Below are 12,447 nucleotides of genomic sequence, written 5' to 3' on the forward strand. Positions count from 1 at the left end.
TGACGTAAAAACTGCGTAGGAGCGAATTCATTCGCGAATGAGCGGAACGCCGCCCGATTCGCTCCTACGGATATCAGTAAACAGTTGCCGTTTTATAACGGATAAAAATCGGCTTTTAAAGTGGATAACGGCTCAAAACAAAATAAAAACTCAATTTAAGCCGATACCAATCGAATTTATTCCAGCTCGCTCAACACTTTGGACACACTCTCGACAAAAAATTCCACACTTTGCCGGGTGGTACACATCGGCGGTTTGATCTTGAGAATGTTCAGGTAATCGCCGGTCGGCTGCATGAAAATGCCCAGTTCGCGCAGGCGGTCACACAGTTGTGCGGTTTCTTCGGTGGCAGGCTCCAGAGTCTGGCGATCCCGGACAAACTCGACGCCCAGATAAAACCCCATGCCATGCACCGCGCCCACCAACGGATGTTTATCGGCCAATGCTTGCAGGCGCGCCTTGAAGTGGTCGCCGACCTGCCGGGCGTTTTCCCACAGGTTTTCTTCCTCCATCACATCCAGCACCGCCATGCCGATACGGCAACTGACCGGGCTGCCGCCGGATGACGAGAAGAAATACCCCTCAGCCTCCAGCGCTTCGGCAATTTCGCGGCGGGTAATGACGGCACCCAGAGGGTGCCCATTGCCCATGCCTTTGGCCATGGTGATGATGTCCGGCACCACGCTCTGCTCTTCAAAACCCCAGAAGTAATGGCCCAGGCGTCCGTAACCCACCTGAACTTCATCCGCAATGCACACGCCGCCCTGCTCACGGACTTTCCGATAAACCTGTTGCAGATAACCCGGCGGCAGGGAAATCCCTCCGGCATTGCCGTACACCGGCTCGCAGATGAACCCCGCTACCTGCCGCTGCTGCCCGGCCAGTTTCGCCAGCGTCTGATCGACACTGCGCACATAGTCCGGCGTGCTGTCGCTGCCACGATAAGGACCGCGGTAGGTATTGGGGGCCGTCACCGGATGTACCCAGTCCGGACGGGTGCTGAGCGCCTGCGGGTTGTCGGCAATAGAGGTGGAGATGGCATCGGTGGCCACCGACCAGCCGTGATAGGCCTCCAGCACGCTGAGCATGTCGCGCCCGCCGCTGTAGGCCCAGGCCAGACGAATCGCCAGATCATTGGCCTCGGTGCCGCTGTTGACCAGGAACACACGATCCATTCCTTCGGGTGCCAGCTTGAGCAGGCGCTCCGAAAACTCGACGATGGAAGCGTAATGAAAACGGGAGTTGGTGTTGAGCAACGACCACTGGCGAGCGGCTTCGTGTGCCATGCGCGGGTGACCATGGCCCAGCACTGCCACGTTATTGAGCATGTCCAGGTAGGAACGGCCCTGCATGTCGATCAAGTGATTGCGCCAGCCCCGTTCGATCTGCGGCGGGGCCTGGTAATAATGCTTCTGGGAACGGGCGAAACTGGCATCGCGACGGACCAGCAGTTGAGGGGCATCCTGGACAACAGGCGCATCACAGTCGAACCCCAGCAAGGTCGCGGGTGACGGGCTCAACACCCGCCACGCAGCGGCACGGGACGCGGTAGTAAACAGCGGGGGGCTCAGCTCGGCATCGGTGCAGAGTTGCAGCAGCAGGGAGCCACCGCCCTGCCCGATCACATCTCCGGCCGCAACGAGGCTGCCCGGCTTCAAGTCTGTCGTTGCACCCCACAACCTCAAGCTCAGCGTATCGCCGACCAGCCATAGCGCCGCATCGGCCGTCAGACGCAGGGTTGCGTTAAAAGGCGCATGCAGAGGCGTCTCGACCGGGATGTGCAGTTCAACGTGCAGAGCAAAGGTGTCAGGCTCTATGGCGCTATCGGGCAAGGTTCGTGACAAGCGATATTCGCCAAAACGGCTTGAGGCCTGCCCGGCCTGAGCAGCGGCTTCCATCAGCAAGCGTTCGTCGATGCCGCTTTGCTCCCAGTTCCCGGCGACAAAGTGCTCGCTGAGCACACTCAGATCGACACTCTGGAACTCACGACCAGCCAGGCTGGGCAGCAAGGGGAAATAGACCGGCTGCGCGACTGTCGGCGGCTCGACCCCGACCGCCTGCAGGATCGCCACTTCCATCAGGCTCATCGGCACCGAAGTCGCAGCCTCGAAAATACCCCATTCACCTTCGAGGTTGGCCTGGATATAGGCGTTGTCCGGCTCGATGCTGACCTGTTGTTCACTGCTGAGTACCAGCACCGCAGAGCGGGCGACGATCAGTGGCCACAAGGCCTGCAACTCTGCAACCTTCAGCGGGTTGATGGCGTGATAAGCGCGAATCGCAGGCAGGATGTAGAACGGATCACCCTCGGCATGGTGCAACAGCGCAGCACACGTGACCGACAGATCCGCAATCCGCCAGGTTGTAACCAGATCACCGAAATCAATCAGGCCCTGCAATTGCCAGCGCCGCTCTGCGTCACGTGCCCAGACGACGTTGTGCTCGGTGATATCCAGATGAACAGCCTGGACCGGCAGTTCCGGGATCAGTGGCCGCAATCGCTGGTGCGCCTGTTCGGCCGCTTCCATGAGGCAGGTGCGCTCATTGGCATTCGAGATGACCGGCAACAGATGCTTGATCAAGGCATGGGCATGCCTGGGGTCCCATTGCAGGATACGTTCAAGGCCGGGATGCTCGAACGCCGCCAGGGCCTGATCGACCTGGGCGCACAGCTCACCCAGCCCGGAAACGACTTCATGGCTCAGATGCTGAACATGGCCCAGAGACTGACCATCGATAAACTCCAGCAAACGCACATGAACGGCCCGGCCATCGACATCCAGAGACAGCAATTGTTCGGTGCTGTTGGCGCGAATCACGCCCGGCACGCGCACCGCTGAATGGCTTGCCAGATGCTGTAGCGCCGCATGCTGGGCGTCCAGTTCCACAGTGGAGTAATCGCCGTGGCAGATTTTCAGCACGTAGCGGCGCTGCCCGGCGTCGAGCAGAAAGTTGCGATCCTGCTGGCTGCCCAGCTCTTTCAGTGACCCGCTCAACCCGTAATGCTGCCCAAGCAGTTGCAGGGCCTGGTCAACATCGACCTGCGGGCAAGGCAGGCTGGATCGGCGGATAAGCGTAGCGAGCGGCATGTCACAACCTCGTTCTTGTTATGATCCCCGGCCAGCTCAGCCGAGGCACTCCAATCGAGCAACTATAGGGTGCCTGATCCACGTCACCAACCTCTGTTCAGTGACCGGGCGGCAGTTTTATGGCGATGGGGCGCTGATCTATCAATTTATTTCATTACGTCTACACCTGATATTGCCCGATGCTGTCGGCATGCCGTGCGTCGTAATGCGACAGGCTATGCTGCATAACGATCAAGACCTACTACAGAGAAGACCCGATCATGCGAATACTCGTGACCGGTGGAGCAGGCTTTATCGGCTCTGCATTGATCCGACATCTGGTACAGAACACAGAGCACGAAGTACTGAACTTCGACAAGCTGACCTATGCGGGCAATCTTGAATCACTGACAGGCATCGCGACCAACACACGCTATGAGTTCGTGCAGGCCGATATCTGTGATCAGGCCAGGGTAAACGCCGTGCTTGAGCGATTCGAGCCCCACGCAATCATGCATCTGGCTGCCGAATCCCATGTGGATCGCTCCATCGATGGCCCAGGCGATTTCATCCAGACCAATATTGTCGGCACCTACAGTCTGCTGGAAGCTGCTCGCGGCTATTGGCTGACATTGCCCGAGGCCGAGCGCCGGGTCTTTCGCTTCCATCACATCTCCACCGATGAAGTGTATGGCGACCTGCATGGCGTCGATGACCTGTTCACCGAAACCACGCCCTATGCGCCAAGCTCGCCCTACTCCGCCAGCAAGGCGGCTTCGGACCATCTGGTTCGAGCCTGGCATCGCACCTACGGACTGCCGGTGGTCGTGACCAACTGCTCGAACAATTACGGGCCGTTTCATTTCCCCGAAAAACTGATCCCGCTGATGATTCTCAACGCACTGGCGGGCAAACCACTGCCGGTGTACGGCGACGGTCTGCAAGTGCGGGACTGGCTGTACGTCGAAGATCACGCCCGAGCGCTGCTCAAGGTGGTGACCGAGGGCGCGGTCGGCGAGACCTACAATATCGGCGGGCATAACGAGCAGAAGAATATCGATGTGGTACGCGGTATCTGTGCCCTGCTGGAAGAACTGGCCCCGGCTCGCCCCACGGGTGTGGAGCACTTCAGCGACCTGATCACTTACGTGGTCGACCGTCCCGGCCACGATCAACGCTACGCCATCGATGCCGGCAAGATCGAAAACGAACTGGGCTGGACGCCTGTCGAAACCTTCGACTCAGGGCTGCGCAAGACCGTGCAATGGTATCTGGATAACCTGGACTGGTGCCGCAGGGTTCAGGATGGCAGTTATCAAGGAGAACGACTGGGCTTCACTGACCATAAGGATCTGATCGCATGACCAAGGGAATCGTACTGGCCGGGGGCTCTGGCTCACGCCTGCACCCCATCACACTGGGTATCTCCAAGCAACTGTTGCCGGTCTATGACAAACCTATGATCTACTACCCGATCTCGGTGCTGATGCTGGCCGGAATCCGGGAAATCCTTATTATCTCGACACCCCTGGATTTGCCGCAGTATCGCAAGCTGCTGGGCGACGGCAGCCAGTTCGGCGTAAGCTTTCATTACGCCGAGCAGCCCAGGCCCGATGGTTTGGCCCAGGCGTTTCTGATCGGGGAAGAGTTCATCGGCAATGACTCGGTGTGTCTGATATTGGGTGACAATATCTTTCACGGTCAGCATTTCAGCGAACAATTGCAAAAAGCCGCGGCCAGTACCAAGGGGGCAACGGTATTCGGCTACTGGGTCAAAGACCCGGAGCGCTTCGGAGTCATCGACTTCGACGATGAAGGCCGTGCGCTGACCATCGAGGAAAAACCCAAGGCTCCAAAATCCAACTACGCGGTCACAGGTTTGTATTTCTACGATAACGAAGTGGTTCAGATCGCCAGAGACGTCAAGCCGTCACCACGCGGCGAGCTGGAAATCACCGATGTGAACAATGCTTATCTGCAGCGCGGCGAGCTGCGGGTCGAACGTTTCGGACGAGGCTTTGCCTGGCTCGATACCGGCACCCATGACAGCCTGCTCGATGCCTCGGCGTATGTGCAGACCATCGAGCATCGACAAGGCCTGAAGGTCGCTTGCCTTGAAGAAATCGCCTATCAGAATGACTGGATAGACCGTAAACATTTACTGCACCGTGCCGACTACTTTGGCAAGACCGGTTACGGTCAGTATCTGTTCCAACTTGCAGGGGAACGTAAGTGAAAGTGATTGCCACAGAGTTGCCAGACGTCTTGATCATCGAACCCAAAGTGTTTGGCGATGAACGCGGCTTCTTTTATGAAAGCTACAACGCTAAAGCCTTCTACGAAGCGACCGGCCTCAAGCCGGACTTCGTTCAGGACAACCACTCACGCTCGCAGAAAGGCGTACTGCGTGGCCTGCATTACCAGATCGAACACAGCCAGGACAAACTGGTGCGCGTCACCGCAGGCGAAGTCCTGGATATGGCCGTGGATATTCGTCGCAGCTCCCCGACATTCGGCAAATGGGTAGGCGTCAGGCTGTCGGCTGAAAACAATCGCCAATTGTGGGTCCCCAAAGGTTTTGCCCATGGTTTCGTGGTGCTGAGTGACTACGCGGAGTTCCTGTACAAGACCACCGACTATTACACCCCGTCCGCCGAGCGCTGCATTCGCTGGGATGACGCTGACCTGGCAATCGACTGGGAACTTGCCGGAGCACCGCAATTGTCGGCCAAGGATCAGCAAGGCAAGAGCCTGAAGGAAGCAGATCTGTTTGCATGAGTGCCTGTCGGTTCAGCGGCAGGCATAATGCTGCTTACTGAGACGCCTGCTCTGACGCGATCGTGAGGTTCGCGAATGAATTCGCTCCTACGCACGGTAGAAGCCATTCATTCGCGAAAGACAGGCCCGCAACCCCTTCGGCCATCGCCCAGACATGACTACCAAAGCTGCTATTCCACAACGCCCTCGCTGGCGCAGTCTCGCCCTTCTGGCCTTGTGCCTGGCACCGATGCTGTGGCCCCTTGAGCACCTTGCCGAACGCTACTATCGAAGCGAACTGGCCAGCCAGAATCGACAGACGCTTGATCTGTACGTTGCCAGCCTGCTGGGCACCCTGCATCGCTACGAAACCCTGCCACAGATTCTCGCCGACCTGCCGGCCCTGCATGAGGTGCTGGCCCAGCCTCGCGATCAGGCAACACAGCAGCACGCCAATCAGTTGCTCAAGGATATCGTTCGACAGACCGGCGCGGACGTCATGTACCTGATGGACCGCCACGGCCTGACCATAGCAGCCTCCAATTCGGATCAGCACGACAGCTTCGTGGGCCGCAACTTCTCGTTCCGCCCTTACTTCAGCGATGCGCTGGCCGGAAAACTGGGGCGCTTTTTCGGCCTGGGTACAACCTCGGTCAAGCGCGGCTACTTTTTCGCCGCGCCCGTCAGTGACAACGGGGTAGTCACCGGAGTGCTCGTGGTCAAAGTCGATCTGGACCACACCGAAACCCTGTGGGGCAAGACGCCCGAGCAATTGCTGCTCACGGACCAGAACGGCGTGGTGATCCTGACTTCCAACCCTGAATGGCGATTCCGCTCGACCCGTGAATTGAGCGAAAAGGAAAAGGAGGCCATTGTCGCCATACAGCCTTATCCAACCCGTGATCCCCGCCCGCTAAAGCTCGATGAACGCTCCTGGCTGATCCAGACCCGTTCGATTGCGGAAACCGACTGGAGCGTGAGCATCCTTGCGCCGCGTGTCCTGGTCGACCGGCAGGTTCGTACTGTCGTGGCGATTGGTGGTGCCGGCTTGCTGGTGCTGATGTCGCTGCTGGGCCTCATGATGCAGCGCCGCCGCCACTATCTGGAACGCATCGCCTTTGAGGCAAAAGCCAGACGTGAACTCGAAATGCGCGTCATCGAACGCACCAGCGATCTGGAAGGCCTCAACAGCCGGCTCAAGCAGGAAGTTCTGGAGCGCGAGCAGGCTCAACAAGAGCTGGTGCGTGCTCAGGATGAACTGGTCCAGGCAGGCAAGCTCTCGGCGCTGGGTACCATGTCGGCCAGTATCAGCCACGAACTCAACCAGCCTCTGGCGGCAATCCGCAGTTATGCCGAAAACGCCGAAGTGCTGCTCGACCATCAACGTACCGAAGACGCGCGCGGTAACCTGAAACTGATCAGCGAACTGACCGGGCGCATGGCTTCAATCATCGCCCACTTGCGCGCCTTCGCCCGGCGGGATCGGCATGCGCCGGAAAGCGTTGCGCTGCAACCGGCGCTGGACGACGCTCTGGCGCTGCTGGCCAAGCGGCGACGCGCCATGGAAGTCGAACTGATCCGTGATCTGCCGGACGCCACGCTATGGGTTCAGGCTGGCGAAACCCGTCTGCGCCAGGTACTGGGCAACCTTCTGGCCAATGCGCTGGATGCCCTGACCGAAAAAGGTCCACCCCGCAGGCTGTGGATAAGTGCCGAAGCCACCGATGAGGGCGTCAACCTGTACATTCGCGACAATGGACCGGGCTTTACCCAGGAAGCACTGGCACGAGCACGCGAACCGTTTTTCACCACCAAGACCCGCACCCAGGGCCTTGGGCTCGGGCTGGCGATCTGCGATACGCTGATGCGCGCTCTGGGGGGCGAGCTGCTGTTCGCCAATCACCCGACCGGAGGCGCATTACTCACCTTGCGCCTGCGCGCCGGCTCTTCAGGGGCCAACCTTCAACCGCCAGAGGATCTCTCCGCATGAGTTCGGATACCGCCATCGACAGCCAGATTCAAGTGGTGCTGATCGACGACGACTCGCACCTGCGCCAGGCATTGAGCCAGACGCTCGACCTGGCGGGCCTGAAAGTCCTGCCTCTGGCCGAAGCCAGCGGGCTGGCCAACCGCATCGGGCGCGACTGGCCGGGCGTCATCGTCAGCGATATCCGCATGCCAGGCATGGATGGACTAGAGTTACTGAGCCACCTGCATAGCCAGGACCCCGAACTGCCGGTGCTGCTGATTACCGGCCATGGCGATGTCCCGCTGGCCGTTCAGGCCATGCGCGCCGGAGCCTATGACTTTCTCGAAAAGCCTTTCGCCAGCGATGCCTTGCTCGATAGCGTACGCCGGGCCCTGGCCTTGCGCCGGCTGGTACTGGATAACCGAAGCCTGCGGCTGGCCTTGAGTGATCGTCAGCAATTGAGTACCCGGCTGGTCGGCCAGTCCACGCCGATGTTGCGGCTGCGCGAACAGATCGGTGCCCTGGCCGCAACACGGGCCGACGTGTTGATACTCGGTGAAACCGGCGCAGGCAAGGAAGTGGTTGCCAGAGCCTTGCATGACCTGTCCAACCGCCGCAACGGCCCGTTCGTGGCGATCAACGCCGGGGCCTTGGCCGAGTCGGTGGTGGAAAGCGAGTTGTTCGGCCATGAGCCCGGCGCTTTCACCGGTGCGCAAAAGCGCCGTATCGGCAAATTCGAGTTCGCCAACGGCGGCACGCTGTTCCTCGACGAAATCGAAAGCATGAGCATGGATGTGCAGGTCAAACTGCTGCGTCTGTTGCAGGAGCGCGTGGTCGAGCGCATGGGCAGCAACCAGCAGATCCCGCTGGATATCCGCGTGATCGCCGCCACCAAGGAAGACTTGCGTCAGGCCGCCGATCAAGGGCGTTTCCGTGCGGACTTGTATTACCGGCTGAATGTCGCCTCGCTGCGCATCCCGCCGCTGCGTGAGCGAGGCGAAGACGCGCTGATGCTGTTCGAGCATTACGCCGATGCCGCCAGCATGCGCCACGGCATTCCCAAGCATGAACTCACACCGGGCCAGCGCGCTCTTTTGCTGCGCCACAACTGGCCGGGTAACGTGCGCGAACTGCAAAACGCCGCCGAACGCTTTGCCCTGGGGCTGGAACTGGAGCTGGAAGGCAGCACCACGCCGGAAGCCGCACCGGTCAGTGGCGGCTTGAGCGATCAGGTGGAGAGTTTCGAGCGCGCCCTCATTGCTGCCGAACTGGCTCGCCCGCACAGCTCGGTCCGTAGTCTGGCCGAAGCGCTGGGGCTGCCACGCAAGACCTTGCACGACAAGCTGCGCAAGCACGGCCTGAGTTTTGGCGATAGCAACGGAGCCTCCGATGACCTCGAATGAACATGACTCGGCAGCACAAGCGCTGGAACACGTCCTGCACCACGACATCCCGCTGACTCGTGAAATGGGCATGCGGGTTATCGACTGGCAAAATCGCAGACTGCGCCTGCACCTGCCGCTGGCACCCAATATCAACCACAAAAGCACGCTGTTCGGCGGCAGCCTTTATTGCGGCGCGGTACTGGCGGGTTGGGGCTGGCTGCATCTGAGGCTGCAAGAAGTCGGGATCGACGATGGGCATATCGTGATTCAGGACGGGCAGATCAGTTATCCGCTACCGGTTCGTGGCGACGCCATTGCCTTGTGCGATGCACCGGATGATGCCCAGTGGGACAAGTTCATCACTACCTACCAACGCCGAGGCCGAGCGCGCCTGACCTTGCAGACCCGCATCACGGCTCAGGACAGCGAAGCGGATGCCGTGAGGTTTACCGGGCAGTTTGTACTGCATCGGTGAACCGGCATTCTGTGGGAGCGAATCGGGCGGCGCTCCGCTTATTCGCGAATGAATTCGCTCCTACAGAGTGCCAGCAGTTTCTCGCGCCATGTCGCCTTGGCAGGCAAGGCCAGGAAAAACGGGTTGAGCAAGGATTCGCGGGGCGGATAGCTGAACGGTTCGCCGTCGAGTTGCAGCACTTCGCCGCCAGCGCCTTCAAGTACACCTTGGGCTGCGGCAGTATCCCACTGAGAAGTCGGAGCCAGACGCGGGTAGCAATCGGCTGCGCCCTCGGCCACCAGACAGAACTTCAATGAGCTGCCGATGCTGGTCAGTTGCAACTCGCCCAGGCCAGCGGACAATCCTGCCAGCAGGCGCTCCTGCTCGGGGCTGGAGTGGCGGCGACTGGCGACAACGGTGAATTCCTGGCCGGCACCCGGCTCGTTACGCACCGCGATGGGCGCAATGTGGCTGTCATTGTCGCTGCGCCAGGCGCCCAGGCCGGCACCGCCGAAATAACAGCGGTTGTTGGTGGGCATGGAAACCACACCAAACACCACACGCCCGCGCTCGATCAGCGCGACATTGACCGTGAACTCTTCGCTGCCAGAGATGAACTCCTTGGTGCCGTCCAGCGGGTCAACCAGCCACCAGCGCTCCCAACCAGCGCGCTCGCTCTGGGGGATATCGGCATCTTCTTCGGACAACACATGAATCGAAGGATCGAGTGCCTGCAAGCCCTCGACCAATACCTGATGAGCCGCCAGATCGGCAGCGGTCACGGGGGAGTCATCGGCCTTGGCGGTCACGGCAACGCCCGAGCGCCAGAACGGCAGGATCGCCTCACCCGCCAGCCGGACAAGACCGATCACGGGAGCAAGGAGCGGATGCGGCAGGTTGCCGAACACATCAGTCATGGCAGAAAAAATCCACGTTGGGTTAACAGGTCGCGTGCCAGATAGAGAGCCGCCAGGGCGCGGCCCTCGGTGAACTGGGCGTTCTGGGCCAGGTTGGCCAACTCCCGCAGGTTGACCTGGTCTACACGAATCGGCTCAGGCTCATCACCTTCAAGACGCTCTTCGTACAGGTCGGTAGCGAGCACCACCTGAATCTTCTGGTTCATGTAACCGGGCGACAAGGACAGCTCGGTCAAGTGTTCCAGTTGGCGGGCACCGAAGCCTGCTTCTTCCTTGAGTTCGCGATTGGCGGCCGCCAGCACATCTTCGCCTGGCTCGATCAGCCCCTTGGGCAAGGACAATTCATACTCGTCCGTGCCGCCGCAATATTCTTCGATCAATAGCGCATGGTCGGCATCGATCATGGCAACAATCATTACCGCGCCATATCCCGCGCCCCTGCCCACCAGCCTCTCGTAAGTACGCTCGACCCCGTTGGCAAAGCGCAATTGCAGCTCTTCAACTCGGAACAAGCGACTACTGGCGACGATTTCGCGGGCGAGTACGGTAGGTTTCTGGCGCATGACAGGCTCCTTTGCGGTGACAGGGTACTATACCGTGGCTTTTCCGATTGTCTGTGTCGGATATGCTTACATCCGCCATCAATTCCCTGAAGAGGCCAGAATGCTTTCAATGCCCTGGAGCACTATCGATACCGTCCTGCTGGATATGGACGGCACTCTGCTCGACCTGCATTACGACGACCACTTCTGGATGCAGCACTTGCCCCAGCGCTATGCAGAGCTGCATGGAGTCAGTCTGGCCATGGCCTTGATGGAGATGCAGCCGCTGTTCGAGAGCCATGCGGGGACGCTCAACTGGTACTGCCTGGACTTCTGGAGCAAGGAGTTGAAGCTGTCGGTGCGCGACCTGAAACTCGAAACCGCACACCTGATCGCCTTGCGACCCGACGCTCAGACCTTTCTGGCTGCGCTCCAGAAAGCCGGCAAGCGCGTGATCATGATCACCAACGCCCATCGCGATTCGCTGTCATTGAAGCTGGAGAGGATCGAACTGGCGCCCTACTTCGAGCGCCTCATCAGTTCCCATGACTACGGTTTCCCCAAGGAAAACCAGCAATTCTGGGACGCTTTGCAGGCCGACACCGCGTTCGACCCGGCGCGCAGCCTGTTCATCGACGATACCCTGCCGATCCTGCGCAGTGCCCGACGCTTTGGTGTGGCGCATTTGCTGGCAGTCAGCGAACCCAATAGCCAGAAAGGCCCCAAGAACACTGAAGAGTTCGAGGCGGTAAGGGATTATCTGGAGTTGATCAAGGGTTTGTAGGAGCGAATTCATTCGCGAAGTGGCCTCTTCGCGAATGAATTCGCTCCGAAAACTCCATTTGAAAACCTAGTCAGGAATCCTCAACTGCTGCCCCGGATAGATATGGTTCACATCCTTGAGCATCGGTTTGTTGGCCTCGAAGATTTTCTGATACTGGTTGGGGTCGCCATATACACGCTTCGAGATGGCGCTCAAGGTATCGCCCTTTTCCACTGTGACGAATCGGGCCGCGGCTGTCGCCGGAGCACCGGCCGCGAGGGTCAGTTGATCGTCCACTGTATCGACACGCGAGATATTGCCCAACGCGAGCAAGATCTTTTCCTTTTCTTCCTGACTGGATACTTCTCCTGTCACGGTGACCTTGCTGCCGTCCAGTGTGATCTGAACATTGGGATTACCCAGCCCGACCTCGGAAATATGCTTTTTCAGGACTTCGTCGGCATTGGCATTGCCCGGTGTCAGCGCATCGAGGATGTTTTTACCTGCATCTTTCAAGAAACTGAAAAGACTCATTGCCTATTCTCCTTCACGGTTGTTGCCACGCCCGCAAGGATTAACCATAGCTCCCGTA

The 12,447-nt window shown here is 59.4% G+C and carries 11 protein-coding genes; 7 read left to right on the forward strand and 4 right to left on the reverse strand.

The window, feature by feature from the left end:
- Positions 1-176: 176 nt before the first annotated feature.
- Entirely contained in the window at positions 177-3,089 is a 2,913-nt protein-coding gene (locus ACODS3_RS06560; protein WP_489033822.1) for an aminotransferase, read from the reverse strand.
- Positions 3,090-3,349: 260 nt separating this feature from the next.
- On the opposite strand from ACODS3_RS06560, the gene rfbB reads away from it, so the two are divergent.
- From rfbB to ACODS3_RS06590, 6 genes are all read left to right on the forward strand, one after another.
- The gene (gene rfbB / locus ACODS3_RS06565) at positions 3,350-4,432 is read left to right on the forward strand and encodes a dTDP-glucose 4,6-dehydratase (RefSeq protein ID WP_489033823.1); all 1,083 of its coding nucleotides are present in this window, start codon (positions 3,350-3,352) and stop codon (positions 4,430-4,432) included.
- Positions 4,429-5,304, forward strand: a complete 876-nt coding sequence (gene rfbA / locus ACODS3_RS06570; protein WP_201004192.1) for a glucose-1-phosphate thymidylyltransferase RfbA — start codon at positions 4,429-4,431, stop codon at positions 5,302-5,304. Before rfbB ends, rfbA begins: the two co-directional genes overlap by 4 nt.
- Complete coding sequence (gene rfbC, locus ACODS3_RS06575; protein WP_201004194.1) at positions 5,301-5,846, forward strand: dTDP-4-dehydrorhamnose 3,5-epimerase; 546 nt, start codon at positions 5,301-5,303, stop codon at positions 5,844-5,846. Before rfbA ends, rfbC begins: the two co-directional genes overlap by 4 nt.
- Positions 5,847-6,000: 154 nt before the next feature.
- Positions 6,001-7,815, forward strand: a complete 1,815-nt coding sequence (locus tag ACODS3_RS06580) for a sensor histidine kinase (RefSeq protein WP_201004196.1) — start codon at positions 6,001-6,003, stop codon at positions 7,813-7,815.
- Positions 7,812-9,197: a sigma-54-dependent transcriptional regulator gene (locus ACODS3_RS06585; RefSeq protein ID WP_201004198.1), complete on the forward strand. Its 1,386-nt coding sequence runs from the start codon at positions 7,812-7,814 to the stop codon at positions 9,195-9,197. The genes ACODS3_RS06580 and ACODS3_RS06585 overlap by 4 nt, the downstream gene beginning before the upstream one ends.
- Positions 9,184-9,654, forward strand: coding sequence for a YiiD C-terminal domain-containing protein (locus ACODS3_RS06590; RefSeq protein WP_304575728.1), 471 nt, complete (start codon positions 9,184-9,186; stop codon positions 9,652-9,654). Before ACODS3_RS06585 ends, ACODS3_RS06590 begins: the two co-directional genes overlap by 14 nt.
- Positions 9,655-9,692: 38 nt before the next feature.
- On the opposite strand, the gene cysQ is transcribed toward ACODS3_RS06590, so the two are convergent.
- Entirely contained in the window at positions 9,693-10,550 is an 858-nt protein-coding gene (cysQ, locus tag ACODS3_RS06595; RefSeq protein ID WP_201019014.1) for a 3'(2'),5'-bisphosphate nucleotidase CysQ, read from the reverse strand.
- On the reverse strand, positions 10,547-11,113 hold the full coding sequence (gene nudE, locus ACODS3_RS06600; protein ID WP_198729196.1) for an ADP compounds hydrolase NudE: 567 nt from the start codon (positions 11,111-11,113) through the stop codon (positions 10,547-10,549). Before nudE ends, cysQ begins: the two co-directional genes overlap by 4 nt.
- A gap of 100 nt (positions 11,114-11,213) precedes the next feature.
- Here nudE and yrfG point away from each other — a divergent pair, with 100 nt between their 5' ends.
- Positions 11,214-11,876 (forward strand): GMP/IMP nucleotidase, encoded by a 663-nt coding sequence (yrfG, locus tag ACODS3_RS06605; protein ID WP_489033824.1) that lies wholly within the window; start codon positions 11,214-11,216, stop codon positions 11,874-11,876.
- A gap of 66 nt (positions 11,877-11,942) precedes the next feature.
- Here the strand turns inward: yrfG and lysM are convergent, their stop codons facing one another.
- Positions 11,943-12,389 (reverse strand): peptidoglycan-binding protein LysM, encoded by a 447-nt coding sequence (gene lysM, locus ACODS3_RS06610; RefSeq protein ID WP_201004206.1) that lies wholly within the window; start codon positions 12,387-12,389, stop codon positions 11,943-11,945.
- Between the last annotated feature and the right edge of the window lie 58 nt (positions 12,390-12,447).

This window comes from Pseudomonas sp. FG43, from assembly GCF_057809175.1.

Excerpts from the sequence above, each read along its gene's own strand:
- ACODS3_RS06585 (WP_201004198.1), top strand. The coding sequence starts at position 7,812 with ATGAGTTCGGATACCGCCATCGACAGCCAGATTCAAGTGGTGCTGATC.
- lysM (WP_201004206.1), bottom strand. The coding sequence starts at position 12,389 with ATGAGTCTTTTCAGTTTCTTGAAAGATGCAGGTAAAAACATCCTCGAT.
- rfbA (WP_201004192.1), top strand. The coding sequence starts at position 4,429 with ATGACCAAGGGAATCGTACTGGCCGGGGGCTCTGGCTCACGCCTGCAC.
- ACODS3_RS06590 (WP_304575728.1), top strand. The coding sequence starts at position 9,184 with ATGACCTCGAATGAACATGACTCGGCAGCACAAGCGCTGGAACACGTC.
- ACODS3_RS06560 (WP_489033822.1), bottom strand. The coding sequence starts at position 3,089 with ATGCCGCTCGCTACGCTTATCCGCCGATCCAGCCTGCCTTGCCCGCAG.
- nudE (WP_198729196.1), bottom strand. The coding sequence starts at position 11,113 with ATGCGCCAGAAACCTACCGTACTCGCCCGCGAAATCGTCGCCAGTAGT.
- cysQ (WP_201019014.1), bottom strand. The coding sequence starts at position 10,550 with ATGACTGATGTGTTCGGCAACCTGCCGCATCCGCTCCTTGCTCCCGTG.
- rfbB (WP_489033823.1), top strand. The coding sequence starts at position 3,350 with ATGCGAATACTCGTGACCGGTGGAGCAGGCTTTATCGGCTCTGCATTG.
- yrfG (WP_489033824.1), top strand. The coding sequence starts at position 11,214 with ATGCTTTCAATGCCCTGGAGCACTATCGATACCGTCCTGCTGGATATG.
- ACODS3_RS06580 (WP_201004196.1), top strand. The coding sequence starts at position 6,001 with ATGACTACCAAAGCTGCTATTCCACAACGCCCTCGCTGGCGCAGTCTC.